Source organism: Nocardioides sp. NPDC087217, from assembly GCF_044744805.1.
Taxonomy (GTDB): Bacteria; Actinomycetota; Actinomycetes; order Propionibacteriales; family Nocardioidaceae; genus Nocardioides.
Genome location: NZ_JBIUZB010000001.1, coordinates 270,007 through 294,737 on the forward strand (window position 1 = coordinate 270,007; position 24,731 = coordinate 294,737).

The 24,731-nt window shown below is 69.4% G+C and carries 23 protein-coding genes; 15 read left to right on the forward strand and 8 right to left on the reverse strand.

What is annotated here, in order from left to right:
- Nucleotides 1-34 precede the first annotated feature (34 nt).
- Entirely contained in the window at nucleotides 35-616 is a 582-nt protein-coding gene (locus tag ACIO3S_RS01400) for a hypothetical protein (RefSeq protein WP_400458681.1), read from the reverse strand.
- Between the two features lie 218 nt (nucleotides 617-834).
- On the opposite strand from ACIO3S_RS01400, the gene ACIO3S_RS01405 reads away from it, so the two are divergent.
- The 7 genes from ACIO3S_RS01405 (at nucleotide 835) to kynA (ending at nucleotide 7,138) form a co-directional block, all read left to right on the forward strand.
- On the forward strand, nucleotides 835-1,686 hold the full coding sequence (locus ACIO3S_RS01405) for a Ku protein (RefSeq protein ID WP_400458683.1): 852 nt from the start codon (nucleotides 835-837) through the stop codon (nucleotides 1,684-1,686).
- A gap of 111 nt (nucleotides 1,687-1,797) precedes the next feature.
- On the forward strand, nucleotides 1,798-2,157 hold the full coding sequence (locus ACIO3S_RS01410) for a YciI family protein (protein ID WP_350664182.1): 360 nt from the start codon (nucleotides 1,798-1,800) through the stop codon (nucleotides 2,155-2,157).
- On the forward strand, nucleotides 2,154-3,473 hold the full coding sequence (locus tag ACIO3S_RS01415) for an RNA polymerase sigma factor (RefSeq protein ID WP_400458685.1): 1,320 nt from the start codon (nucleotides 2,154-2,156) through the stop codon (nucleotides 3,471-3,473). Before ACIO3S_RS01410 ends, ACIO3S_RS01415 begins: the two co-directional genes overlap by 4 nt.
- An 8-nt stretch (nucleotides 3,474-3,481) precedes the next feature.
- Nucleotides 3,482-4,297, forward strand: coding sequence for an alpha/beta fold hydrolase (locus ACIO3S_RS01420; protein WP_400458687.1), 816 nt, complete (start codon nucleotides 3,482-3,484; stop codon nucleotides 4,295-4,297).
- A 158-nt stretch (nucleotides 4,298-4,455) separates the two neighbouring features.
- Nucleotides 4,456-5,088 (forward strand): arylformamidase, encoded by a 633-nt coding sequence (gene kynB / locus ACIO3S_RS01425; protein WP_400458689.1) that lies wholly within the window; start codon nucleotides 4,456-4,458, stop codon nucleotides 5,086-5,088.
- Nucleotides 5,085-6,341: a kynureninase gene (gene kynU, locus ACIO3S_RS01430; protein WP_400458690.1), complete on the forward strand. Its 1,257-nt coding sequence runs from the start codon at nucleotides 5,085-5,087 to the stop codon at nucleotides 6,339-6,341. Before kynB ends, kynU begins: the two co-directional genes overlap by 4 nt.
- The gene (gene kynA / locus ACIO3S_RS01435; protein ID WP_400458691.1) at nucleotides 6,338-7,138 is read left to right on the forward strand and encodes a tryptophan 2,3-dioxygenase; all 801 of its coding nucleotides are present in this window, start codon (nucleotides 6,338-6,340) and stop codon (nucleotides 7,136-7,138) included. Before kynU ends, kynA begins: the two co-directional genes overlap by 4 nt.
- A 20-nt stretch (nucleotides 7,139-7,158) precedes the next feature.
- Here the strand turns inward: kynA and ACIO3S_RS01440 are convergent, their stop codons facing one another.
- The 3 genes from ACIO3S_RS01440 to ACIO3S_RS01450 form a co-directional block, all read right to left on the reverse strand.
- A complete protein-coding gene (locus ACIO3S_RS01440) occupies nucleotides 7,159-8,079 on the reverse strand; it encodes a methylenetetrahydrofolate reductase (RefSeq protein ID WP_350716160.1) in 921 nt (306 codons plus the stop codon).
- 122 nt (nucleotides 8,080-8,201) lie between these two features.
- Nucleotides 8,202-9,110, reverse strand: coding sequence for an HpcH/HpaI aldolase/citrate lyase family protein (locus tag ACIO3S_RS01445; protein ID WP_378834219.1), 909 nt, complete (start codon nucleotides 9,108-9,110; stop codon nucleotides 8,202-8,204).
- 113 nt (nucleotides 9,111-9,223) lie between these two features.
- On the reverse strand, nucleotides 9,224-9,808 hold the full coding sequence (locus tag ACIO3S_RS01450; RefSeq protein ID WP_400458694.1) for an ArsR/SmtB family transcription factor: 585 nt from the start codon (nucleotides 9,806-9,808) through the stop codon (nucleotides 9,224-9,226).
- A 67-nt stretch (nucleotides 9,809-9,875) separates the two neighbouring features.
- On the opposite strand from ACIO3S_RS01450, the gene ACIO3S_RS01455 reads away from it, so the two are divergent.
- On the forward strand, nucleotides 9,876-11,177 hold the full coding sequence (locus tag ACIO3S_RS01455; protein ID WP_400458696.1) for an MFS transporter: 1,302 nt from the start codon (nucleotides 9,876-9,878) through the stop codon (nucleotides 11,175-11,177).
- A gap of 59 nt (nucleotides 11,178-11,236) precedes the next feature.
- Entirely contained in the window at nucleotides 11,237-13,306 is a 2,070-nt protein-coding gene (locus tag ACIO3S_RS01460) for a collagen binding domain-containing protein (RefSeq protein WP_400458697.1), read from the forward strand.
- Here the strand turns inward: ACIO3S_RS01460 and ACIO3S_RS01465 are convergent.
- Entirely contained in the window at nucleotides 13,266-17,216 is a 3,951-nt protein-coding gene (locus ACIO3S_RS01465; protein ID WP_400458698.1) for an NAD-glutamate dehydrogenase, read from the reverse strand. The two genes, ACIO3S_RS01460 and ACIO3S_RS01465, sit on opposite strands and share 41 nt — an antisense overlap.
- Before the next feature lie 184 nt (nucleotides 17,217-17,400).
- Here ACIO3S_RS01465 and ACIO3S_RS01470 point away from each other — a divergent pair, with 184 nt between their 5' ends.
- From ACIO3S_RS01470 to ACIO3S_RS01480, 3 genes are all read left to right on the forward strand, one after another.
- Nucleotides 17,401-17,874, forward strand: coding sequence for a DUF2505 domain-containing protein (locus tag ACIO3S_RS01470; protein ID WP_400458699.1), 474 nt, complete (start codon nucleotides 17,401-17,403; stop codon nucleotides 17,872-17,874).
- 51 nt (nucleotides 17,875-17,925) lie between these two features.
- Complete coding sequence (locus ACIO3S_RS01475) at nucleotides 17,926-18,402, forward strand: DUF2505 domain-containing protein (RefSeq protein WP_160024749.1); 477 nt, start codon at nucleotides 17,926-17,928, stop codon at nucleotides 18,400-18,402.
- Between the two features lie 124 nt (nucleotides 18,403-18,526).
- Complete coding sequence (locus tag ACIO3S_RS01480; RefSeq protein ID WP_400458701.1) at nucleotides 18,527-20,119, forward strand: lysyl oxidase family protein; 1,593 nt, start codon at nucleotides 18,527-18,529, stop codon at nucleotides 20,117-20,119.
- Nucleotide 20,120: 1 nt separating this feature from the next.
- Here the strand turns inward: ACIO3S_RS01480 and ACIO3S_RS01485 are convergent, their stop codons facing one another.
- Both ACIO3S_RS01485 and ACIO3S_RS01490 read right to left on the reverse strand, forming a co-directional pair.
- A complete protein-coding gene (locus ACIO3S_RS01485) occupies nucleotides 20,121-20,465 on the reverse strand; it encodes a DUF6912 family protein (RefSeq protein ID WP_350716145.1) in 345 nt (114 codons plus the stop codon).
- A 15-nt stretch (nucleotides 20,466-20,480) separates the two neighbouring features.
- Complete coding sequence (locus tag ACIO3S_RS01490) at nucleotides 20,481-21,935, reverse strand: wax ester/triacylglycerol synthase family O-acyltransferase (protein ID WP_400458703.1); 1,455 nt, start codon at nucleotides 21,933-21,935, stop codon at nucleotides 20,481-20,483.
- A gap of 79 nt (nucleotides 21,936-22,014) precedes the next feature.
- On the opposite strand from ACIO3S_RS01490, the gene ACIO3S_RS01495 reads away from it, so the two are divergent.
- From ACIO3S_RS01495 to ACIO3S_RS01505, 3 genes are all read left to right on the forward strand, one after another.
- Nucleotides 22,015-22,389 (forward strand): hypothetical protein, encoded by a 375-nt coding sequence (locus ACIO3S_RS01495; protein ID WP_400458705.1) that lies wholly within the window; start codon nucleotides 22,015-22,017, stop codon nucleotides 22,387-22,389.
- Nucleotides 22,386-23,714, forward strand: a complete 1,329-nt coding sequence (locus ACIO3S_RS01500; protein WP_400458707.1) for a hypothetical protein — start codon at nucleotides 22,386-22,388, stop codon at nucleotides 23,712-23,714. Before ACIO3S_RS01495 ends, ACIO3S_RS01500 begins: the two co-directional genes overlap by 4 nt.
- A 123-nt stretch (nucleotides 23,715-23,837) precedes the next feature.
- Nucleotides 23,838-24,098 carry a helix-turn-helix domain-containing protein gene (locus ACIO3S_RS01505; RefSeq protein ID WP_091049065.1) on the forward strand — a complete coding sequence of 87 codons (261 nt, stop codon included), beginning with the start codon at nucleotides 23,838-23,840 and terminating at the stop codon, nucleotides 24,096-24,098.
- Between the two features lie 91 nt (nucleotides 24,099-24,189).
- Here the strand turns inward: ACIO3S_RS01505 and ACIO3S_RS01510 are convergent, their stop codons facing one another.
- Nucleotides 24,190-24,678: a MarR family winged helix-turn-helix transcriptional regulator gene (locus tag ACIO3S_RS01510; protein ID WP_400458708.1), complete on the reverse strand. Its 489-nt coding sequence runs from the start codon at nucleotides 24,676-24,678 to the stop codon at nucleotides 24,190-24,192.
- Nucleotides 24,679-24,731 lie beyond the last annotated feature (53 nt).

Sequence of the window (24,731 nt, forward strand, 5' to 3'; positions counted from 1 at the left end):
CGCAGGCGGTGCCCCCGGCAGATCGGCACGATCCTCACGGCCAGTCGACGTCCACCCGGCACGCCTTCGAGGCATGCGGAAGCGTCAGGACCGCTCGGTAGTCCCACCCTTCGGTGGTCAGCTCCAGACGGACCAGATCGTCACCGGATCCTCGAACCAGAACGGCCTCCATCCGGCTCGGCACGTACTCCCCGCCCTCGACGAACCCCTCCGACTCGACCCGCCACCCCAACGCCTCGATGCGATCCACCAGGAGCGCGAACTCCGAACGCGCGACCTTTCCTGGTCCGTCCTTCGCGGCGACGGGGTCATAGGGGCCCTGCCAGTAGATGCCTGCGTTCGGTTGATCGGCCGTCTGGCTCGAGTCGTCATAGAGGCAACCAACGACCCCGGCATCCAGGTTGAGGGTGGTGCCCGGCGGGCCCTGGATCGCCATCACCTCGTCCGACCACGGCTCCAGGTCCTTCATCACCTGCTGCTCCACGACCGGGTCGACCGAGTACACCCTCGGAGCGATCACCCAGGAGATCGCGAGCGCGATCCCGACCGTCATGGCGACGAAGACGAGGACCGACCCGATGCCGATGAGCCAGATGGTCCGAGCACGGAGCTCCACGGGCGGTCTCCTTCTTCAAGCCGACGCTGAACGCGAGAGGCGACTTTCGCACACATGTGCCGAAGTGACGGCGTCATCGGGAAACGACAGGTCAGATTCAGGCATGTGCACGGTTCTTGCAGAGCGGCGTCACGGCTCTGTCGCGGGCGAATGGGGTACCGGTATCGGAGGATCCGACAGATACTGGGGACGTTGTTGCCGTTGCGGAGGGAGTCACCATGCGTGCGATCTGGAAGGGCGCAGTGTCGTTCGGGCTGGTCAGCGTGCCCGTGAAGCTCTATTCGGCGACGGAGTCCCACGACGTCTCCTTCCGTCAGGTGCACCAGTCCGACGGTGGCCGGATCCGCTATCAGCGGATCTGTTCGATCGACGGCGAGGAAGTGCCCTACTCCGAGATCGCGAAGGGCTACGAGACCGAGGACGGCGAGATGGTCGTGCTCACCGACGACGACTTCGCCAACCTGCCGACCACCTCCTCGCGTGAGATCGCAGTGGAGAAGTTCGTGCCGAGCGACCAGATCGACCCGATGCTCTTCGAGAAGAGTTACTACCTGGAGCCGGAGAACACCGGGGTCAAGCCCTACGCGCTGCTGCGCCAGGCCCTGCTCGAGGCCGACCGGGTCGCCCTGGTGACCGTCGCCCTGCGGCAGCGCACCACGGTCGCGGCGCTCCGGGTGCGGCCGACCGACAACGGCGACGTGATCGTGCTGCAGACGATGATGTGGCCCGACGAGATCCGGGTGCCCGACTTCAAGGTCGAAGCCGGCGAGATCAAGGACTCCGAGATCAAGATGGCCAACATGCTCGTCGAGACCCTCGCGGGCGACTTCCATCCCGAGGAGTTCTCCGACGACTACGCCAGCGCCGTCGAGGAGATGGTGAAGGCCAAGATCGAGGGCGGCGAGGTCGAGCGGACCCCCACCTCCACCAAGACCTCCGGCGAGGTCGTCGACCTGCTCGCCGCCCTGCAGCGCTCGGTCGCCGCGGCCAAGAAGTCGCGCGGCGAGGAGGTCCCCGAGGAGGCCGAGGAGAAGAAGACGAAGAAGTCGAAGGCATCGAAGGCGTCGTAGGGCGACACGTACCGAAATCTCTGGTGCGGGCGTGTCGAAAGCGGCAGGCTCTTCTCGACGCGTAGGCGACGACGCGCAACGGACGCGACGCCGACACGCAAGGAGACGCAGATGCGCTACATGATGTTCGTGAAGATGGACCCCGAGGCCGGGCCGCCCCCGGCCGCGCTGATCGAGGCGGTGGAGGCCGAGATCAAGCAGCAGTACGCCGACGGCATCCTGCTCGACGCCGACGGGCTCGGTCCCGCGGTGGAGATCCGGCTGACCGCCGGGGAGGTGACCCACATCGACGGGCCCTTCGCGGAGGCCAAGGAGGTCGCCGGCGGGTTCTCGCTCTTCGAGGTCCGCTCGCCCGACGAGGCGATCGAGCTCGGACGCCGGATGATCCAGCTCCACGAGGAGCTGTGGCCCGGGCAGGACGTGGCCGTGGAGATGCGGCCGCTGTTCGGTCCGCCGACCCCGGCTGAATGAGCTCACCCACCGAGGACGCGATCGTCGCGGTCTGGCGCAACGAGTCCGTACGTCTCCTCGCCGGTCTGGCGCGGATGACGCACGACCTCGACCTGGCCGAGGACCTCGCCCAGGATGCCCTCGTCGCGGCGCTGGAGCAGTGGCCGCACGAGGGCATCCCTCGCAACCCCGGCGCGTGGTTGATGTCGATCGCGAAGCGGCGCGCGATCGACGGGTTCCGCCGTGATGAGGTGCTGCGCCGCAAGGTCGCCCTGCTGGGCCACGAACTGGAGGAGGGTGAGATGCCTGACCTGGCTGCCGCGGTCGACCACATCGAGGACGATGTGCTGCGGCTGATGTTCCTCTCCTGCCATCCGGCGCTGGCGCCCGACTCCCGCACGGTGCTGACGCTGCGGCTCGTGGGCGGTCTGACGACCGCCGAGATCGCCCGGGCCTACTTCGCCAAGGAGTCGGCCGTCGGCCAGCGGATCTCGCGGGCGAAGCGCACCCTGGCCGAGGTCGGGGCCTCGTTCGAGCTGCCCACCGGCGAGGAGCGGACGGCACGGCTGCGCGACGTGATGCAGACGATCTACCTGGTCTTCAACGAGGGCTACGCGGCCACGTCGGGGCCGTCGTGGACCCGGCCCGAGCTGTGCCTGGAGGGGATGCGGCTGGCCCGCATGCTGGCCGCGCACGCCCCGGGCGACCCCGACGCGCAGGCGCTGCAGGGGCTGCTGGAGATCCAGGGGTCACGACTCGCGGCCCGGGCAGATGCCGAGGGTCACCCGGTGCTGCTCGAGGACCAGGACCGGACCCGCTGGGACCAGCTGCTGCTGCGCCGTGGCCTGGCCGCGGTCGACCGGGCGACGGCACTGGCCTCATCCGGCACGCCCGGCGGGAGCTACCTGGTGCAGGCGATGATCGCCGCGTGCCACGGCCGCGCCCGGCGGGCCGAGGACACCGACTGGGCCGAGATCGCGCGCCTCTACGACATGCTCGCGACCGGCGTGCCGGGCGCGATCATCGAGGTCAATCGCGCCGTGGCGCACGGGCGCGCCTTCGGTCCCGATGCCGGGCTGGCCATCTTGGCGGCACTCCCCGACGGAGCGCTTCCGGGGTCGCATCTGCCCGCCGGCGTACGTGGTGACCTGCTGCACCGCGCCGGGCGGCACCTCGAGGCCGCGGCGGCGTTCGACGAGGCGGCCTCGTTGACCACCAACGCCGGCGAACAGGAGCTTCTCGAGAAACGTGCGGCCGCGTGTCGAAGCGACGGGGTCTCGTCCGACGCGTCAGTATCAACCGGGTCTCATGGGGCTCGACCACCGCGACAGAAGTGAGCAGAACGATGACCACTACCACCACCTCCGCCGACGGCACCACGATCGCCTACGACGTCGTCGGCACCGGCCCGGCGCTCGTCCTGGTCGACGGGGCGATGTGCTACCGCGGCTTCGGGCCGTCGAAGGAGCTGGCCGACGCGTTCTCGGATCGGTTCACCGTCTACCGCTACGACCGTCGCGGCCGCGGCGACAGCAACATCGCCAAGCCTGCTGCCGCCGGCACCATGGAGGCGGTCGAGCAGGAGGTCGCCGACCTGGGGGCGGTGATCGAGGCGGCCGGCGGGCACGCCCATCTGCTGGGCCTGAGCTCCGGGGCCTTCCTCGCCCTGGAGGGCGCGCGGGCCGGGCTGCCGATCGACAAGATCGTCGCCTACGAGGCGCCGCTCATCCTCGACGACACCCACCGCCCCAACGACGCCGACCTGGCGCAGCAGGTCGAGAAGCTGGTGGAGAAGGGCAAGCGGGCCGCCGCGATCGAGCTGTTCATGCGCGTGGTCGGCATGCCGCTGGTCGCGGTCAAGATCATGCGTCTCACCCCGGCCTTCAAGAAGCTCACCCCGGTCGCCCACACACTCGTCTACGACCTGGGCATGTGCGTGCCGTTCCAGCAGGGTCTGCCCCTGCCGGGCGGCTACTTCAAGAACGTGTCGGTGCCCGTGCTGTCGGTGGCGGGCAGCAAGAGCCCGACCTACATGACCAACGCCCAGCAGGCCATCTCCAAGGCCGTTCCCGAGGGCCGCTACGTCGTCCTCGACGGGCAGGACCACATGGTCAAGGCGTCGGCGTTGGCTCCGGTGGCGACGGAGTTCTTCTCCGCCTGAAGCGCCGAGTCGGCGGTCCTCACCAACTCCCGCGCCGAGTCGGCTCGTCATGACGCGCCGACTCGGCGGGATGATCGGTCACGATGCGCCGACTCGACGGGATGACCTGTCACGACGCGCCGAGTCGACGGAAAATCGGGTCGTCTAGGCTGCGGAACATGGCGCAACTGTGGGACATCTCACCACCCGTTCACGTCGACTCGCCGGTCTTCCCCGGTGACCACGCGACCGAGGTCGGCTGGACGTTCCGGATCGGCCCCGGCTGCCCGGTCAACGTCGCCGAGCTGACCCTGTCGGCCCACGTCGGCGCGCACGCGGACGCTCCGCTGCACTTCACCGACGGCGGCACGCCTGCAGGCGAGATGCCGTTGGAGCCGTTCCTCGGTCCGTGCCGCGTGGTCGACGTGACGGGGGTGCGGCCGCTGGTCACCGTCGACGACATCGACGTCACGGACCTGCCGCCGCGCGTGCTGTTCCGGACGTACGCGACCCAGCCGACGGCCTGGGACGACGACTTCTGCGCGATCGACCCGGCCCTGATCGATCTCCTGGCCGCCCACGGGGTGCAGCTGGTCGGCACCGACGCGGCCAGCCTGGACCCGTCCTCTTCCAAGGATCTTCCGGCCCACTTCGCGACCCACCGTCATGACGTACGCATCCTGGAGAACCTGCGGCTCGACGAGGTTCCCGCGGGCGACTACGAGCTGATCGCGCTCCCCCTCAAGCTCACCACCGCCGACGCCGCGCCCGTGCGGGCCGTGCTCAGGCCGATCAAGGAGATCAACGCATGAACCGCGACGATGCGGTCGCTCTCGACCAGGCCGACCCGCTGGCTCCGCTGCGGGACCTCTTCGACCTGCCCGAGAAGACGATCTACCTCGACGGCAACTCGCTGGGGGCACTCCCCCGCGCCACCGCCGGCCGGGTGGCCGAGGTGGTCACGCAGGAGTGGGGCCAGGGGCTGATCGAGTCCTGGAACACCGCGTCCTGGATCACTCTCCCCCAGCGCGTCGGCGACAAGATCGCCCGGCTCGTCGGCGCCGGTCAGGGCGAGGTCGTGGTCGCCGACTCGACCTCGCTCAACGTCTACAAGGTCCTCGCCTCGGCGCTCTCGATCGCGTCCGTCGACTCACCTGAGCGCCGGGTCGTGGTCAGCGAGCGGAGCAACTTCCCGACCGACCTCTACATCGCGTCGTCGCTGTGCCGCGACCGCGGCTACGAGCTGGTGCTGGTCGACTCCCCCGACGAGATCGAGGGGCTGCTGGACCGGACCGCGGTGCTGATGCTGACCGAGGTCAACTACCGCACCGGCTACCTGCACTCGATGGCCTCGGTGACCGCGCTCGCGCACGAGCACGGCGTCCTCGCCGTCTGGGACCTGTGCCACTCGGCGGGCGCGGTGCCGGTCGACCTGCGGGGCACCGACGCCGACTTCGCCATCGGCTGCGGATACAAGTTCCTCAACGGCGGCCCCGGCTCGCCTGCCTTCCTGTGGGTCAACCCCCGCCACGTCGACCGCTTCGAACAGCCGCTGTCGGGCTGGATGGGTCACGCTGCGCCGTTCGAGATGTCGCCGGGCTACCGGCCGGCGGAGGGGGTCTCGCGCTACCTGTCCGGCACCCCCGCCGTCATCGGCATCTCCGCCCTGGAGTGCGGGGTCGACACGCTGCTGGCGGCCGAGGCGTACGGCGGTCTCGAGGCGATCCGGGAGAAGTCGCTCGCGCTGACCCGGCTCTTCGCCCACCTCGTCGCCTCCCGGCTTCCCGGGTTCGCCATCGAGTCCCCGTTGGACGACACCCAGCGGGGCAGCCAGCTGTCGCTGAGCGTCGCCGACGACGGGGCGTACGCGATCGTGCAGGCGCTCATCGAGCGCGGTGTGGTCGGCGACTTCCGAGCAGGTACGCCGGACATCCTCCGTTTCGGCGTCACCCCGCTCTACACCCGCTACGTCGACGTCTGGGACGCCGTCGACCACCTGGTCTCGGTGATGGACAACGACGAATGGCGCGACGAGCGCTTCTGGACCCGAGGAGCAGTCACATGAGCAGCACGCAGGACCTTCCGATGGACTACTCCGACTACCTCCACCTGCCTGAGGTGCTCGGCGCGCAGCACCCGCTCTCGGGCGACCACAACGAGATGCTCTTCATCGTGCAGCACCAGACGATGGAGCTGTGGATGAAGCTCGCGCTGCACGAGCTGACCGAGGCTCAGCGCCTCCTCGCCGAGGATGCGGTGCGCCCGGCGTTCAAGGGGCTGGCCCGGGTCTCCCGGATCATGGAGCAGCTCGTGCACGCCTGGGACGTCCTCTCGACGCTGACCCCGACCGAGTACGACAAGTTCCGCCCCTACCTGGCCACCGGCTCCGGCTTCCAGTCGTGGCAGTACCGCTGCATCGAGTTCGCGCTCGGCAACAAGGCCGCCTACACGCTCCGTGTGCACGAGGGACGGCCGCACGAGCAGGATGTGCTGGCCGCGTACGGACGTCCGTCGCTCTACGACGAGTCGCTGCGCCTGCTGGCCCGGCGCGGCTTCGACATCCCGGCCGACCACCTCGAGCGCGACTGGAAGCAGGAGTACACCGCCTCCGACGCCGTCGAGGCGGCCTGGGGCGAGGTCTACCGCGACCCGGAGAAGCACTGGGACCTCTACGAGCTCGGCGAGGAGCTCACCGACCTGGAGACCGCCTTCCGGGTCTGGCGGTTCCGGCACGTGACCACCGTCGAACGGATCATCGGGTTCAAGGTCGGCACCGGCGGGACCTCGGGGGTCTCCTACCTGCGCAAGCAGCTCGACATCATCCTGTTCCCCGAGCTGTGGGCGATGCGTACGGGGCTGTAGCCACTCCGCGCCGACCGACTTCAGCGCGCGAGCTTCCCCCGGAGCCGTTCGGCCAGACGTACGGAGGCCTCGATCTCGACCTTGCGGATCGAGACGGACTCGATGTTGATGCCGAACGGCACGCCGAGCTGACGACAGAAGGACATCAGCTCGATCGCCGTCGCCTCGGCCTGCTCGAGCGAGGCGTCGAGGGTGTCGGTGGCGTGGCGCAGCTCGTTCTCGATCCAGCGCGGGACGTCGACGCCGAGCCAGCGGAGGAACTCGAGGGTCTTCATCGAACCGCAGACGGAGAACGTGAACACGATCGGCACCGGCTGCAGGCCACGGGTCTCGCACTCGTAGCGGTAGTCGGAGACGAGGTTCTTGGCGGCGTTGACGTCGTAGACGACCTGGGTGACGAAGTAGGAGCAGCCCGCCTCCTGCTTGGCGATCAGGCGGAGGTGCTCGTCGCCCTTGGCGGTGTGCCGCTCAGGGATCGCGACGGCGCCCAGGAGCAGGTCGGGGTTGGCCTCGTTCCGGATCTGCTGGGCGCGGCGCAGGCTGGTGGCGACCCGCTTCTCACCCGAGGAGGCGCCGACGAAGACCGACAGCGCCTTGGCCGGGTCCTGGGTCTTGACCCAGTCGCGCAGCGTCGGCTCGTCGTACTTCCCGGTCGCCCGGTAGACGACGGCCGGCACGTCGAGACCGGCGAGGTTGCGCTCGAGGAACTCGGCGGGGTCGAGGGTGCGTACGAACGGGAACGGCCGCTCCTCGGGGTTGCGATCGGACTCGTCGTCGATGTCGTAGAGGATCAGCCCGTCGACATCGAGGGGCCGGATCCGCTCGAGCGTGACCTCCGCGATCTGCTGCACCCTCTCGGGTGCCGTCGTCACCCTCGGCGGGGTGACGGCGAACAGGAGAATCTCACCGGCCCGGTCATTGATGCGCTGCTGCAGATCCACGACATCAACGCTAGCCGAGCCGTGCCGACCCGGCCCATCCTGACCAGATTCAGCGCCGAGTCGGCTCGTCATGACGAGCCGACTCGGCGAAATCCGGTCAGAACGGGCCGGGTCGGCGTCGATCAGTAGACGCTCGGCCCCGAGGTGGGGGCGTCGTAGGCCTCGGTGTCCGGCTTGATCTTGAACAGCTCGGCGCGGCGCTTGATCGTCTCGGCGCGGGCCAGACGGGGCTTGTCGCTGCCGTCGCGGATCACGCGGCCACCCTCCTCGAACTTGTGGAGGAACTCGTAGGCCCAGGTCACGTCGGACGGGGAGGGGCTGAACGACTCGTTGATCACCGAGGGCTGCTCGATGTCGAGGCAGAGCTTGCCGGTCATACCCATCGCGACGCCGTCGGCCGACTGCTCACGCAGCAGCGGGTGGCTGCTGCCCACCGTCGGGCCGTCGATCGGACCGGACAGGTTGCCGATCCGCGAGGCCAGGACCAGCTTGGTCCGCGGGTAGGCCATCGCGAGCGGGTCGTTCTCCGCGCCCGTGTCGCGGCGGTAGTCACCGGAGCCGAACGCGAGCCGGTACGCGCCCCGGGCGCGCGCGATCGTCGCGGCGTCCTCGATGCCAAGCGCCGACTCGAGCAGCGGGATCACCGGGGTCTTGCCACCCAGCCGCTGGAACGTGTCGGTCACCTGGTCCGGCGACTCGGTCTTCGCCAGCATCACACCGGCGAGCGTCTCGATCCCGGCGAGCGCGGCGATGTCCTCGCTCCAGTCCTCGGTGGTCCAGTCGTTGATGCGTACCCAGGCACGGCCGCCACCCTTGAGCCAGCTGGTCACGTTCTCGCGCGCCTGCGACTTGAGCGAGGTGTCGATCGCATCCTCCATGTCGAGGATGATCTGGTCGGCTCGGCTCAGCTGGGCGTCGTCGAAAATCTCCGTACGCATCGCGGAGACCAGGAGCCAGGACCGGGCGTTGTGGCCCTCGACTCGGTTGGCTTCGCGGACCTCGCGCTTCTCGGCGATCTGGCTCGTGCTCATCGTTCGTCTATCTCCCTACTGGCGTCCTGGGATGGCCGCGACTTCGGACGGTAAACCAACTTCTCGGTGACTCGCGAGTAGGAGCAGGCCTGAGGCACGCGTTGAGACATGACTCACGTCGCCGCCCCCGGATCGGGCTCACCGGCCAGGTCCGGCATCGGCTGGACGATCTGGTAGACCGAGTAGAGGTCCCGTTCCTCGCCGGATGACTGGCGGCCGGTGTCGCGGTAGCGCGCCACGACCTGGTTCAGCTCCTGCTGCAGCTGGAGGGCCTCGTCGCTGGTCAGCCGCAGGGAGGACTCCGACACGTAACGCTTCGCGGGATCGTCCTCCGAAGAGACCTTGAACGCCTCGTCGACCAGGTGGTGGCCCCAGGCGACGGAGCTGCGCTGGAACACCGTGTACGCCGCCTCGCCTCCCGGCTGCTGGACCATCTCTCTCGGGCTGATGGTGATGTCGTCGTCGGTGAGCCGCCAGACACGGTCGCGCTTGTCCCGGCCGGCGTCGGGGTCGACCTCCACCAGACCGTACTTCGCCAGCTGGCGCAGGTGGAAGCTGGCCTGGTTGGCCGGGATGCCGGTGCGCTGCGCGACATCCGCGGCACGGAGGGATCCCGCTGCGGACAGCTCGTGCAGCACCCGGTTGCGAGTCGGGTGGGCGATCGCGCGCAGGATCCGCGGGTCGTCGTACGTAGCCATGGCCGCAGTCTACCGAATTCCGCAACACATATTGCGCAACACATCTTGCGCACCTTATGGTGCGGGTATGCCCTCCTACCGCGAGCTCGCCCGCAACCACGACTTCACCGCCCTCTGGATCGGCGCCACCGTCGCCGAGCTCGGCACCCGGGTGAGCCTCTTCGCGATGCCCCTGGTCGCCTACGCGATGACCGGATCCGCCTTCTGGGCCGCGTCCGCGGAGGCGATCCACCTCATCGGGATGGTGGGCATGCTGCTGCCCGCCGGGGTGATCGCCGACCGCCGCCATCGGCTGCGGATCATGCGGTTTGCGCACGGGTCGGGCACCGTCCTGTACGCCTCGCTCGCGATCGCCGGGATCCTCGGCTCGCTCACCCTCCCTCACCTGCTCCTCGTCGCCCTCCTCACCGGAGCGCTCAACGGGCTCTTCCTCCCGGCCGAGAACTCAGCGATCAGATCGGTCGTCGCGGCAGACGACCTCCCGACGGCCCTCTCCCAGCAGCAGGCACGCCAGCACATCGCCGGACTGCTCGGCGGGCCGCTCGGCGGCGTGCTGCTCGGCGTCACCCGCTGGGCGCCGTTCGCCGGAAACGCCATCGCGTACGCCGCCGGCTGGCTGCTCCTCGGACGCGTCCGAGCGGACCTCTCGGCCCCGCCGGCCCTCGCCCGCGCGCCTCGCGAGAAGGCCTCGGCCGACCTGGTCGCAGGGCTGCGCTACAGCTGGCAGCAGCCGTTCCTACGTACGCTGCTCTTCTTCGGGCCCGCCGCCAACCTCGCCGTCAACGCGCTCTTCTTCATGGCCCTGCTACGACTGATCGAGGCCGGATTCCCGGCCTGGCAGATCGGGTTGGCCGAGGCGGCGATCGGAGCATGCGGGATCCTCGGCGCGCTGGTCGCTCCCTGGCTCATCGACAAGATCCCGACGGGCAGACTCACCGCCCTGGTCGCATGGAGCTTCGTGCCGCTCTCGATCCCGCTCGCGTTCTGGACCCACCCGGCTGTGATGGCCCTGGCGGTCTCCGTCGGCCTCTTCCTCAACCCCGCCGGCAACGCCGGCGTCTCGGCGTACCGGATGGCGATCACCCCACCGGAGCTGGTCGGACGCGTGCAGTCCGCGGCCCAGTTCGTCTCCATGCTCTCGATCCCACTGGCGCCCGCCCTGGCCGGAGCGCTGCTCGCCGTCGCCGACGGCACCACCGCGGTCCTCGCGGTCACGGCGCTGGTCGCTCTCGCCGCTCTCATCCCCACGCTCGCCCGCTCGGTGAGGTCGATCCCGCGGCCCTCGGAATGGCAGACCCTGCCCTCGAACGACGACAACCTCGGCCACACACGCACTTCAGAGCGTAAAAATCCGGTTCCGCAAGGCTAACCTTCTCAAAGTCCCCCAACGCAACGTTTTGCTCCTCGGAAGCAAAGGATCCCCTCGCAATGTTCAACCGGGCCTGTCTGGCGTTGGCACTTCTGGCCGGCGTGTTCGTCACGGTGATGTCCCCGGGACCGGCTCACGCCGTGACCGACTCGTGGGCCGAGTGGGCGCCCGTCTCCGGGACGTCCAACGACTACTCCACCACGATGACCCAGCGGTCCGCGGGCTTCCCCGCGGCGCAGATGGCCAGCGACTCCCGGGCCAACGTCGCACTTCCCAGCGGCGCGAGCACGTTCCTCGACGCCAGCACGCCTCCCGGAGCGAAGTACGGATCGAGCCGCGGCTCGGCCTACATCAACCTGCGCCCGAAGGCCGACACCCCGACAGGCGCCTCGACCACGACGTACGCCTTCGAGAACCCCACGCCCGACACCGGCTGGGCGTTCGTGCTCGGTGACATCGACTCCGACCAGGTCCAGGTCCAGGCGACCGACGAGAACGGCGAGGACGTCCCGGCCGCGGAGATCTCCTCGTGGTTCCAGGGGCCGTTCAACTACGCCGGCGGCACCGACCAGCCGACCTGGAACCCGGCGACCTCGACGCTGACCGGCAACCCAACCGCCACCGACACCAACGGCGCCAGCGGCTGGTACGAGCCCGACATCCGGCTCACCAGCCTGACCTTCGTCTTCACCCGCCGGGCCGGGTTCCCGGTCTACCAGACCTGGTTCGTCAGCCGGGCGCGGCCGATCGGCGGCACCATCGCCGACGTGTCGACCTCCGGGTCCTGCCCGGTCGAGAACTCGGTGCTCACCCTCGTCTCGCCCTACGGGGAGACGCTGGCCACCACGAGCCCCGCCGCCGACGGCACCTACTCGTTCGGCGACTTCGCCACCCAGGACGGCTACACCGTCCGGCTCAGCCAGCCCGACGGATGCGCGATCGTCGGGCAGACCGAGGCGACCGTCAGCAACCGCGGCGAGGACGGCGACCCCGCCTCCCGGGCCGACTTCGAGGTGCGGCAGGTGATCCCGCAGGCGATCAGCGGCACCGTACGCGACGACGCCGGCGCTCCGGTCCCGGGCGCGACGGTGACCCTCACCCGGCCCGACGGGACCACCGCCACCACGACCACCGGCACCGACGGCAGCTACCTCTTCGACGACAACGCGGTCGGCACCGGCTACTCGGTGACCCTGACGGTGCCCGAGGGCTACACCGCAGGCCCCGACGGCACGACCCGCTCCGACATCACCGTCGACGACACCCCCATCACCGACCAGGACTTCGTGGTCAACCAGCTGGCCGGCGTCTCCGGCGCCGTGACGGGCGGCGGCAGCGGGCTCGGCGGCGTCCAGGTGCGCCTGGTCCCCGCCGGCGGCGGTGACCCGATCACCACCGTCACCGACGGCGACGGCAACTACCGGCTCGACGGCGTGCCGCCCGGCGACTACACCGCCGAGATCGACGCACCCGAGGGATACACCGGCGCCACCACGCGACCGGTCACCGTGGCCACGAGCGACGTCACCGGGGTCGACTTCGACCTCACCCGCCCCGGCACGATCACGGGCCGGGTCACCGACGCCTCCACCGGAGACCCGGTCGCAGGCGTCACCGTCACGGTCGACGGGCCCGACGGCCCGGTCACCGCCACCACCGACGACGCGAGCGGCTACATCGTCGAGGGTCTCCCGCCGGGCGACTACACCATCACCGTCACCGCACCCGATGGGATGCGGGTCGTCGGTGAGGCCTCGCGTACGGTCACGATCACCTCGGCCGGCGAGATCCGGGGCGGACAGGACTTCAGGGTCGACGAGGTCCCCTCGCCGAGCCCCACACCAGACCCGACCCCGACCCCGGACCCGACCCCGGACCCGACCCCGGATCCCACGCCGACCCCGGACCCCACGCCCACGCCGGACCCGACCGACGTGCCGATCCCCGGCGGAAACGAGAATCCGCCGACGGCCCCGAACCCGGGACCGCCGACGGAAACCTCACCTCAGAGCTCGCTGCCGGATACCGGCGGCCCGTCGTGGGTGTTCGCCGCGCTCGGCATCTCGCTCCTGCTCGCCGGCACGGTTCTCACCGTGACAGCGCGTCGAGCGTCCCGAATGCGAGGTTGACCTCCTCGTTGACCGCCGAGGTCGCCCAGATCTCCCACCGCAGCGGGTGATCCACGATGGCCGCGGGGAACCGCTCGCGGATCGCGGTCGGGAAGTACGCCACCAGGCGCTTCGTCATCTCCGGGTCCGCGGCCGGGTCGGGGACGCCCTCGGCGACCAACTCGCGCCGGCGTTCGATCTTGGTCCAGGCGAGCACGACGGCGAGCTCGGGGGCGGTGAGCCCCTCCCCCGCCTCCAGACGGCGCGCGACCTCGGTCGCGGAGGGCAGGCCCTCCACGTCGCGGTCGAGCAGGCCTGCCGTGACCCACTCCGCGATCTGGCGCTCGTGAGCCTCCAGAAGCTGCGGGGCCGAGGCCACCGCACGGGTCAGGGTCACGTTGTGGGCCTCGTTGTCGGCCAGCACCAGCGCGGCGACCTCGTCGGTCATCTCCTCGAGGAGCTCGTCACGCGCGGCCAGCGTCAGCGAACCCGCACGTACCTCACGGTCCAGCAGGATCTTGAGGTTGACCTCGTGGTCGGAGGTGTCGACACCGGCGGAGTTGTCGATCGCGTCGGTGTTGATCAGCCCACCCTTGCGGGCGAACTCGACGCGGCCGGCCTGGGTGATGCCCAGGTTGCCGCCCTCACCGACGACCCGCACCCGCAGCTCGGCGGCGTCCACACGGACCCCGTCGTTGGCGTGGTCACCGGCGTCGGCGTCGGTCTCGCTGGACGCCTTGACGTACGTCCCGATCCCGCCGTTCCACAGCAGGTCGACCGGCGCACGCAGGATCGCGCTGATCAGCTCCTGCGGCGTGAGCCGCTTGACAGCGGTCGCCAGACCGAGCGCCTGCCGCACCTCGGGGCTGATCGGCACCCACTTCAGCTGCCGCGACCACACGCCGCCGCCCGCCGAGATCAGTGAGGTGTCGTAGGACTCCCAGGTCGACCGGGGCATCTCGAAGAGCCGCTTCCGCTCCTGGAAACCCACCGCCGCGTCGGGCGTGGGGTCGATGAAGATGTGCCGGTGGTCGAAGGCGGCCACGAGCCGGATGCGGTCCGAACGCAGCATGCCGTTGCCGAAGACGTCGCCGGACATGTCCCCGACGCCGACCGCGGTGATCTCATCGGTCTGCGGGTCGATGCCGAGCCGCTTGAAGTGGTGCTGCACCGAGACCCAGGCGCCACGCGAGGTGATGCCCATGGCCTTGTGGTCGTAGCCCGCCGAGCCGCCGGAGGCGAACGCGTCGCCGAGCCAGAAGTCGTACTCCGCCGCGACCGAGTTGGCCAGGTCGGAGAACGTCGCGGTGCCCTTGTCGGCGGCGACGACGAGGTAGGAGTCGTCGGCGTCGTGGCGCACCACGTCGGGCGGCGGCACGATCTCACCGTCCACCCGGTTGTCGGTGACGTCGAGGAGACCACGCAGGAAGGTGACGTACGCGTCCGGACCGGCCACGCCCTTGGGGACGAAGCCACCCTTCGCGCCGCCCGGCACGATGACGGTGTTCTTGACCTGCTGCGCCTTCGCCAGCCCGAGCACCTCGGTGCGGAAGTCGTCGCGCCGGTCGCTCCACCGCAGCCCACCACGGGCCACGGCGTCGAAGCGCAGGTGCACGCCCTCGACGTCGGGCGAGTAGACGAAGATCTCGTACGCCGGCCGCGGCAGCGGCAGGTCGGGCAGCTGCTGCGGGTCGAACTTGAACGCGAGGTAGCTGCGCCCGCGGTAGTAGTTGGTCCGCGTCGTCGCCAGGATCGCGGTGACGTAGCTGCGCAGGATCCGGTCCTGGTCCAGGCTCGCCACGTCGTCGAGAGCCTCGACGATCGCCTCGGCCCGCTTCGTCTCGTCACGTGTGGTGAGCGTGGGGTCGAAACGGGTCTCGAACAGCTCCACGATCTGCCGGGCGATGCCCGGGTTGGTGCACAGCGCGTTGCCGATCGAGAAGAACGAGCTCGGAGTGCCGGCCTGGCGCAGGTAGCGGCCGTAGGCACGCAGCATGGTGACCTGACCGTGGTCGAGTCCCGCGAGGACGAGCGCGTTCAGACCGTCGATCTCGCTGCGACCGGACCAGGCCTGGTGCAGCGCGGCGACCAGCTGGGTGGGCGTGCCGACCGGGGTGCCGGGGTAGGCGAGCCCGAAGTCGTAGATGAACCACTCCTCCGACCCGGACGTGCCGACGCCCTCGAGGTCGTAGGGCCGCTCGTCGGTGACCTCGAAGCCGAACGAGGACAGGATCGGGAGCATCAGGGACAGCGAGAGCGGGCCACCGGTGCGGAAGATCTTGATCCGGAAACCGCCGGGGCTCTCCGGGTCCTTGTAGAAGGAGAAGTCGACCGCCTCGCCCTGGTGCGAGAGCATCTCGAGCCGGGTCAGGTCGGCGGCGCCGGTGTCGGCGTCGAAGTCCTCCTTGTACGCCTCCGGGAAGGCGTCGAGCACGTGCGCGAGCCGGGCGGCGCCGTCCTCACCCGCATGGGCGATGACCGCGCTGACCAGGTCGTCGCGCCAGCTCCGCGCGGCCTTGCGCAGCCGCGACTCGAGGCTGTCGACCAGCCCCGGGGTGTCCAGGGCCTTCCCCAGCGACTCGGTGGTGCCGTGGACCACGAAGTGCACCCGGGCGGTGGTCGACTCGCTGATGCGTACGGTGAACTCCAGGTCGGTGCCGCCGAGCGCGTCGAGAAGCACCTTCGAGAACCGCTCGCGGACCGTCGTGTTGTAGCGGTCACGCGGCAGCGAGACGAGCACCGAGACATAGCGACCGTACGTGTCCGGCCGGACGGCCACCCGCAGGATGCGACGCTCGATCGCCCCCAGCGCGGCCTCGGCGAGGTCCATCAACTCCTCGGTCGAGGCGTGGAACAGCTCCTCGCGGGGGTAGGACTCCATCGCGTCGAGCATCGCCTTGCCGGTGTGGCTGCGGGCGTCGTAGCCGGTGTGGTCGAGGACCGCGGCGACCTTGCCGCGTACGACCGGGATCCGGGTCACCGACTGCCGGGCCGCCTTCGTGGTGAAGAGGCCGAGGAAGCGGTGCTCGCCGATCACCTCACCGGCGCCGTTGAAGATCTTGATGCCGACGTGGTCGAGGTAGGCGGGCTCCCCGACGGTCGAGCGTGAGTTGGCCTTGGCCAGGACGAGCATGACCTTGTCGCGGGCGTGGGCGGCGACCTTGGGCGGCATCTTGCCGTGGTCGGGTGCCTGCGGCGGGTCGGCGCGCAGGATGCCCAGGCCGGTGCCGGAGCGACCGCGCAGGTAGTCGCCGTCGAGGCGGTATTCGCGGTAGCCGGTCAGCAGGAAGTGGTCCTCGGCCAGCCAGGCCAGCAGTTCGGCGGCCTCCGAGGCCTCCTCGCGCGGCACGCTGTTGGGCGGGGTGTAGCGCAGGCCGGCCGCGATCTCCGCCAGGCGGCGGTGCAGCCTCGGCTCGTCCTCGACGACCTCGCGTACGTCCTCGAGGACTCCCTCGAGGCCCGAGACGATCTCCTTGGCGGCGTCGGGCGCGAGACGGTCGATCTCGATGTGCATCCACGACTCGCTGATGTCGCCTTCGTTCACCCCCTCGAGCGCACCGGTCACGTCACGGGCGACGTCGATGACGGGGTGGACGACGAGATGTACGTCGAGGCCACGACGGTAGAGCTCGGTCTTGACCGAGTCCACGAGGTAGGGCATGTCGTCGACGACGATCTCGACGACGCTGCGGCCTCCGGCGGACCAACCGTCTGCGGCGGTGGTCGGGGTGAGGATGCGCACGGCGGCGGTGCCCTGCGGGCGGTTCGCTGCCAGCGCCAGATGCGATCCCACCGCGCCGGCGAGGTCAGCCTCGCTGCGGCCGGTGAGCTCCTCAGGGGCTACATGGCGGAAGTAGGTGGTGCTCGGCAGGCGGTTCTGCAGGACGTTCTGCTGAGCTTGGACAGGTTTGATATGCGTCTCCGTTGACACACCAGTCACGGTATCCCGCGAGGGCTCTGAGTAGGCGGCTGGATCCGAAGGAATCGCCGATGTGAGTCATAGGCTGACGACCTCCCAGCACCCTGGGGGTAAAGAGCATACTCCTGGAATGTGTCCGTTCTCTCGGCGGCTCTGTTGATGACTCTGGCCGCACTAGGCGTCATGATGTGTGGTTATGAGCAAAAAGCTGTCGATCGACCTGGCTTACGACGCGCCGATCGCAGCCGTCTCCGGGATGCTCGCCGACGCGGCGTTCCGCGAGCAGGTCTGCGACGCCCAGCACGCGCTGTCCAAGAGCGTGGCGATCACCGGTTCGACGGTGAGCATCCGCTACGCCCAGGCGGTCAGCGGAGTGCCCGGGTTCGCGAAGAAGTTCGTCGGCGACACCATCGAGGTGCACCAGGACGAGATCTGGTCGGGCGACTTCACTTCCGGCGACCTCAAGGTCACCCTTCCGGGCAAGCCGGGCTCGCTCTCCGGCATCGCACGGCTGGCTGAGAACGGCACGAAGACCATCGAGACGGTCACCCTGACCGCTACCGTGAATGTGCCCCTGGTCAGCGGAAAGCTGGAGGATCTCATCCTCTCGATCTTCAAGAAGGCACTCGAGAAGGAGCATGAGGTAGGCACCCGCTGGCTCGCCGCCTGAGCCTCCTCATCCCCCGTCCCAACCCGCAGAAGAGCCCCAAAGGATTCGGCAATGACGACGACCCTTCAGCACGAGCTCGTCTACGACGCCCGCATGGGCGAGGTGTCCGCGATGCTCGCTGATCCGGGCTTCCGCGAGCGGGTCGCCGACGCCCAGGGAGCGCTCCGTCGCCGGGTGACCATCGGCGGTGCGCCGCGGGAGGTCCGGATCGACCGGGTGCAGTCGACCGTCGGCGTACCCTCCTTCGCGAAGCGCATCGTCTCCGGCGACCTCACCGTCCATCAGAACGAGGTCTGGTCCTCCGACACCGTCGCCGTCGTCGACATCACCGTCCCCGGCGGTCTGGCCACCCTGCGCGGCAACATCTCGCTGTCGGAGTCCGACGGACGCACCACCGAGAGCGTGCGGCTGAACATCAAGGTGCCCGTGCCGCTGGTCGGGGCCAAGCTCGAGGAGTACGTCGAGGAGCTGATGCTCAAAGCCTTCGACCTCGAGCAGGCGGTCGGCGCGGCGTACCTTTCTCGGTAATTCTCTCGATCCGATGCAACCGGATCGAAAAGTTAACCGTCCCAATAGGTGGCCGGCAATAAGTTGCCGGTACTCGGGCCCCGGATCAGGAGGGATTCGGGCCACACACTGGAGGGGCATCTCGATGGTCAAACCTCGTACTCGCACACGGCAGCTGGTCTCGGCCGGCATCGGGCTGGTGGCAGCCGCGCTCGTCGTCACGACGACGGTGACGGCGAACTACGGTCCCGCGAGCGGCAGCACCGGCAACGGAGCACTCAAGCTCGTGGCCGCATCGGACACCGTCGAGGTCGAGGCCTGGGGCGGGGAGGCGTACGTCCAGCCGTCGGTCTGGCTGGCCGCCTACGACGCGGGCTTCGAGTTCCGCGCGACGCAGTCGGCCTATGACAAGCCGGTCAAGCTGACCAAGACCGTCATCAGGGGCAAGAAGCGCACCACCACGACCGCGCCGGCCGCGATCGTCGACGGCATGAAGGGCTTCAAGAACGGGCTCCGGGTCACCCTGAAGAGCAAGTCCGGCAAGGTGATCCTCGACGAGAAGCGCCCGCTCTGCCCCGGCGGCTACGACCGGCAGCGGGTGCAGACCGACGGCGCCACCGGCCCGGTCTACCCCGAGTTCTGCGGCGGCAACTGGTTCACCAAGGGCGTCCTGTACGGCATCGAGCGCGGCATGGCGGTCCCGACTGTCTCCGACCTCGGCTTCCAGACCAAGGGCGAGACCGAGCTCGTCATGACGATGAGCATCGACAAGCCGGTCGCCGAATTCCTCGGGCTGTCGAAGTCCAACCGCACCGCCAAGCAGAACCTGGTCATCGTCGACCAGTGCCCCGACGGCAACTGCGAGGGAGAAGGCGGTGAGGGAGGCGTCGGCATGGGCGCCATGGCGGCCCACGGAGCCGATGACGACCAGGGCGCCCGCACCGTGGTGCCGCGAGAGACGCTGGAGGGCGGCGAGAACGGCCGCGGCCGGCTCCCGCTGGGCGGCGCCCGCGGCGAGATCACGCCGGGCAAGCCCAAGAAGGACACCCTGCCCGACCTCATCTCGCTGCCCGCGTGGCAGATCTCGACCGAGGTCGACGAAGGCGGAACCGACCGCCTCAACTTCGCCGCCAACGAGTGGAACGCCGGCCCCGCGCCGATGATCGTGGAGGGCTTCCGCCGCGGCACCGCGCCGGTCATGGACGCCTACCAGATGTTCTACCGTGGCGGTAAGCAGGTCGGGGTCAAGAAGACCGGCACCATGGAGTTCCACGAGGCTCCCGAGCACAACCACTGGCACTTCCTCGACTTCGCCAAGTACGAGCTGGTCGACGCCAAGGACAAGGTCGTCTCCACCAGCGGCAAGCAGTCCTGGTGCCTCGCGCCGACCGACCCGGTGGACCTGACCGTGCCCGGCGCGACGCTGCGGCCCAGCCAGACCGGCCTGGAGTCGGCCTGTGGCGAGAAGTCCGCACTCTGGCTGCGGGAGAGCATGCCGACGGGTTGGGGTGACACCTACAACCAGGCCCAGACCCAGGCCTTCGACCTGAGCAAGGTCAAGAACGGTACGTACCGGATCAAGGTCACCGTCAACCCCGACGGCAACCTCTACGAGCGGACCCGGTCGAACAACGTCAGCTACCGTACCGTCACCATCGGCGGCAAGGCCGGCGCCCGCACCGTCAAGGTCCCGCCGTATCAGGGCGTCGACACCGAGACCTGGTGGAACGAGGGGTGATCTAGCCGATCAGGTCGGGGATCTCCTGGGTCGCGAACCAGCCCAGATCCTCGTCGGGGTCCGCGCCGGCCGGGCGATCCGCCAGGTCGGCGTGGACCGCGGCGACGAGCTTGAGGGGCACCACCTGGTCCCCCAGCGCGGCCGGAGCGTCGACGACGATCACGACCCTGCGCCCCGGACCGGCCAGGAGCGCCGCCGAGTCGTCGGCGGCGCTCATCAGGGCGGCGTACTCGGCCTCTTCGCTGTCGTCGGGGGCCGCGTAGCCGTCGGCGGTGCCGGGCAGCTCGCCCTTGGCGTACCAGTCAGCGAGGAGCTCGAGCGTGGCGGGTACGTAGATGCGGGTCACGGGTCGGATTCTGCCTCACTCGCCGGAGTTCTTGACCACGCGCAGGCCCCGGGGCGCCCGGAACCGGCGTCCGGAGACGGTGTCGAGGAGCTCGTCGAGGGCCTCGCTGATGCACTGGCCGACCAGCGACGCGTCGGGCACCAGGTCGCGGTCGGCGGTGATCGCGAAGAAGACCTGCCCGTCGTAGGAGGTCACCCCGATCGCGAGGGTGTGCCCTTCGGTCAGCGGGTGGATGGGATAGGAGGCGACCAGCCGGGAACCGGCGGCATAGCGCGGCTCCTGCGGGCCGGGCACGTTGCACACCGAGAGCAGGTAGTCGTGCTCGCTCTCGGCAGCCACCCGGGAGCCGATCACGTGGAAGGTCGCCGGGGCGAAGCCGCTGATCCCGGCCAGCCGCTGCGCACTGACCGTGCGGGCGTGGGCATGGTGCTGCTCAAAGGAGTAGGACACCTGGTGGAGACGGACCACCGGCGACGGCTCCGCGACCGGGAGCACCACGAAGTGGGGCGCCACCGCGGAGCCGAGCTGGGTGGGGTCGAGCTCCTCGTCGATCACCGAGACCGGCACCAGCGCCGGCACCTGGCGTACGCCGGCCAGGGACTGCTGCCGGGTCATCAGCCAGGCGCGCAGACCGCCGGTGACGGCAGCCAGGATGACGTCGTTGACGGTGCCGCCGTGGGTGTCCCGGATGCGGCGGAAGTCGGCAAGATCGGCCTGGAGCGTGACCACGAGCCGCTGCTGGGAGAGCGTCCCGTTGAGCGGCGTCGGCCGCTCCGGAGCGCGGCGGCTGAGCGCCCGGGCGATGCCGACGCCCGCGTTCTGGACATCCTTGGCCACCCCGGTGACCCGTCCCAGGGCGTAGCCGCCCAGGCTGCGTGCCGTGCCGGTCAAGCCACTGACCGAGGTGACCGCGTCGAAGACCGCGCCGGCGACCAGGCGCGCGCTCGACTGCGGCTCCGGCGGCTCCCACAGGTCGGGCACGACCGGCCCGACCTCGGGCTTGTCGTCGAGCAGCAGCTGGACCAGGTCGACCGTCTCGGCGCCGTCCACCAGCGCCTGGTGGGTCTTGGTGATCAGCGCGACCCGGTCGCCGGCCAGCCCCTCGATGACATACAGCTCCCACAGCGGCCGGGAGCGGTCCAGGGGCCGGGAGACGATCCGTCCGGCGAGGTCGAGGAGCTGATCCATCGAGCCCGGACGCGGCAGCGCGGAGCGGCGTACGTGGTAGGTGAGGTCGAAACGATCGTCGTCCGCCCAGACCGGGTAGGCGATGCGACCGGGCACGACCCGGACCCGTTGGCGGTAGCGGGGCACGAAGGACAGCCGGTCCTCGACGTGCTCGAGGAACGCGCCGTAGTCGAAGCCCTCGGCCTTCGGTTCGATCAGCTCGATACTCGCCACCTGGTGCGGAACGGACAGCGTCTCTCCGTCCAGGAAGGCCACGTCCCGCGGCCCCAACCTGTCGCTCATGCCCTCTCAGCCCCCTCTTTGGTTCATGTGCGATTGTGGCAGACGCCAGCTTGAACTTAGCCCACGAAACGGGGGAGCAATGCGCCTCACGGCCCGGATCATCGCGGTCGTGGCAGCAATCTGCGGGATCGCGTGCATCGCGACAGCCTGCGGAAACGACGTCGCCACCGAGCCCAGCAAAGACAGCGACCCGGTGGTCGTCGAGATCAACTTCTCCGGCGACTCGGTCGACCCCCACGGGACCCAGATCGACGTCCCCGTCGGCCACGGAGTCGAGCTCGACGTGACCGCCGACGCCGCCGGCGAGATCCACGTGCACTCCGACCCGGAGCAGTCCGCCGCCTATGGCGTGGGCACCACGCGGATCAGCCTGGGCGCGTTCGAGATCCCTGGTCAGTACGAGGTGGAGTCACACACCCTCGGCAAGACCATCGTCACCCTCGAGGTCAAGTGATCCTCACCCACGGCGTGGGTGGTCGCCAGGACCTCCCACTGCCGCTCGAGTACGTCATCGCGGGCGCAGTCCTCGCCCTCCTCGTCTCCTTCGGGCTGCTGGTGCTGACCACCAAGCGCGCCGCCGAGGGCCAGGTCGTCGGCGTACGAAACCCACGCGGATGGCCGGTTCCCCGTCTCGGGCGTGTCGTCGACTCCCCCGCCTGGACTGCACTGTGGCGCGTCGTCGGGCTGCTGATCTTCGCCTACTTCGTGTTGGTCGCCTTCGCCGGCTCCGACAACGCCAACAACCCCATCTTCGGGATGACGTACGTCTGGCTGTGGGTCGGCCTCGTCCCGTTCTCCCTGCTCTTCGGGCGGGTCTTCCGGGCGATCAGCCCGGCCCGCACGATCGTGGCCGGACTGACGTGGCTGCGCGGTGCCGGCGATCCGCCGCTGCGCCTGCCGGAGCGGCTCGGCTACTGGCCGGCGGCGTTCACGCTGCTCGCCTTCGCCTGGCTCGAGCTGGTCTACCCGGAGAACAACTATCTCGGCCCCGTACGCCTCTGGCTGGCCGTCTACCTGGCCGTGATGATCCTCGGCGGCGTGCTCTTCGGCGATGAGTTCCTGGAGCGCTGCGACCCGTTCGAGGTCTACTCGTCACTGACCGCGCGGCTGTCGGTGTGGGGACGTACGCAGGCCGGCAACCTGGTCCTGCGGACCCCGCTCGGCAACCTGGACACCCTGCGTCCGACGCCAGGGCTGGTCGCGGTCGTCTCGGTGCTCTTCGGCACCATCGTCTACGACTCCTACCGGGAGTCGCCGCCGTGGCTCCAGTTCGTGCAGAACCCGGAGATCTCGGGCAGCACCGCCTACCTGATCAGCAACGTCGCCCTGATCGCGTTCCCGCTGCTCGTAGCCGGTTTCTACTGCGCCGGGACGATGCTGACCGGCGTCGGTGACGTGCCGCGCCGGGCGCTGCCCGGCGAGCTGGCGCCGTCGCTGGTGCCGATCATCGTCGGCTACGTCGTGGCCCACTACCTCAGCTACTTCTGGGAGAGCGGGCTGGCAACGCTGCGCAACGCCTCGGATCCGTTCGGAAATGGAAGCGACTGGTTCGGAACCGCGGACCTGCCGGTCTCCTACTTCTTCGCCTTCCACGCCACGCTGCTGGCCGTCATCAAGGTGGCCGCGGTGATCGTCGGACACGTGCTGGGAGTCTGGTCGGCCCACATCCGGGCGCTCCAGGTGCTTCCGCCGCAGCACCTGGTGACCGGGCAGATCCCGCTTCTGCTCACGATGGTCGGCTTCACTGTTGGTGGGTTGTATCTGCTGTTCGCTGCATAGCGCGTCTCTGCTTCACGGTTCACCCACCACGCATCCACAAAGCAGCGCAACAGTACCTAATGCGGACTAACAGGTTGGCGCGATGGTTTACGGCCGCTTGCAGAGTCTGGGAGACTGATCCTTATGTCTGGTACCCCCCGCTTCCTGACTCTTGCCGACGTCGCCGAGGTGCTCAACACCTCGAGCGCACAGGTCTATGCCCTTGTCCGCCGTGGTGAGCTCCCCGCTATCAAGATCGGCGGGCGCGGCCAGTGGCGCGTTGAGTCCAGCGTCCTCGAGAAGTTCATCGATGACATGTACTCGCAGACCAAGGCCTTTGTGGCCGACCACCCGTTCGTCGAGGCCGAGGCGCCCGCGCCTGCTGCCACGCCGGACGCTTCTTGAGTCAAAGCAACCTCAACCCCCACAACTAAACCTTCCCCACAACAACGCGAAGAGCTGCCAGGCATGCTGCCGAGCAGCTCTTCGCGTCTTTTCACGCCCTGGTGTCCTCGCCGGTGACCACCGCACAGGCTTCCGGGCTGTGCGCGGGGGCCGCGCCGGCCGCCTTCCGGAGCAACTGGCGCAGCATGCCACGCTCCTCGGGCTCCAGACCGGAGAGCACGCCCGCCTCGGCGGCGGCCACCTGGCGGCACAGCGCGGCGACAGCCTCCGCGCCGGCCTCGGTCGCGACCACCTGGCGCTGGCGACGGTCGGCGGGGTTGGCACGCCGCTCGACCAGTCCGGCCTCGACCAGGTCGTCGACGAGGTAGGTCATCACCGTGCGGTCGATGCCCAGGTGGGTCGCCAGGGCGAGCTGGCTGGGCTGGTCGCCCCGGACGACCGCGCACATCGTCTCGTAGCCGCGCTGCCCGTGCGGGAACTCACCGATCGCGGCGTTGACGTGCTCCCGGTAGCCGCGCAGCAGGGTGCCGAGGCTCCATCCGAGGTCGGCATCGGTCTGCTCGTCTGCGTTCGTGGTCACGGGAACATCCTAGCAATTCCTGCTGTTGAACCAATCGTCTGTTTCACATACGA

Bases quoted from the DNA above. Each gene is read 5' to 3' on its own strand.
- ACIO3S_RS01420 (WP_400458687.1), top strand. From the start codon at position 3,482: ATGACCACTACCACCACCTCCGCCGACGGCACCACGATCGCCTACGAC.
- ACIO3S_RS01475 (WP_160024749.1), top strand. From the start codon at position 17,926: ATGACGACGACCCTTCAGCACGAGCTCGTCTACGACGCCCGCATGGGC.
- ACIO3S_RS01480 (WP_400458701.1), top strand. From the start codon at position 18,527: ATGGTCAAACCTCGTACTCGCACACGGCAGCTGGTCTCGGCCGGCATC.
- ACIO3S_RS01470 (WP_400458699.1), top strand. From the start codon at position 17,401: ATGAGCAAAAAGCTGTCGATCGACCTGGCTTACGACGCGCCGATCGCA.
- ACIO3S_RS01490 (WP_400458703.1), bottom strand. From the start codon at position 21,935: ATGAGCGACAGGTTGGGGCCGCGGGACGTGGCCTTCCTGGACGGAGAG.
- ACIO3S_RS01505 (WP_091049065.1), top strand. From the start codon at position 23,838: ATGTCTGGTACCCCCCGCTTCCTGACTCTTGCCGACGTCGCCGAGGTG.
- ACIO3S_RS01460 (WP_400458697.1), top strand. From the start codon at position 11,237: ATGTTCAACCGGGCCTGTCTGGCGTTGGCACTTCTGGCCGGCGTGTTC.
- ACIO3S_RS01445 (WP_378834219.1), bottom strand. From the start codon at position 9,110: ATGAGCACGAGCCAGATCGCCGAGAAGCGCGAGGTCCGCGAAGCCAAC.
- ACIO3S_RS01450 (WP_400458694.1), bottom strand. From the start codon at position 9,808: ATGGCTACGTACGACGACCCGCGGATCCTGCGCGCGATCGCCCACCCG.
- ACIO3S_RS01410 (WP_350664182.1), top strand. From the start codon at position 1,798: ATGCGCTACATGATGTTCGTGAAGATGGACCCCGAGGCCGGGCCGCCC.
- kynU (WP_400458690.1), top strand. From the start codon at position 5,085: ATGAACCGCGACGATGCGGTCGCTCTCGACCAGGCCGACCCGCTGGCT.
- ACIO3S_RS01405 (WP_400458683.1), top strand. From the start codon at position 835: ATGCGTGCGATCTGGAAGGGCGCAGTGTCGTTCGGGCTGGTCAGCGTG.
- kynA (WP_400458691.1), top strand. From the start codon at position 6,338: ATGAGCAGCACGCAGGACCTTCCGATGGACTACTCCGACTACCTCCAC.
- kynB (WP_400458689.1), top strand. From the start codon at position 4,456: ATGGCGCAACTGTGGGACATCTCACCACCCGTTCACGTCGACTCGCCG.
- ACIO3S_RS01455 (WP_400458696.1), top strand. From the start codon at position 9,876: ATGCCCTCCTACCGCGAGCTCGCCCGCAACCACGACTTCACCGCCCTC.
- ACIO3S_RS01495 (WP_400458705.1), top strand. From the start codon at position 22,015: ATGCGCCTCACGGCCCGGATCATCGCGGTCGTGGCAGCAATCTGCGGG.
- ACIO3S_RS01415 (WP_400458685.1), top strand. From the start codon at position 2,154: ATGAGCTCACCCACCGAGGACGCGATCGTCGCGGTCTGGCGCAACGAG.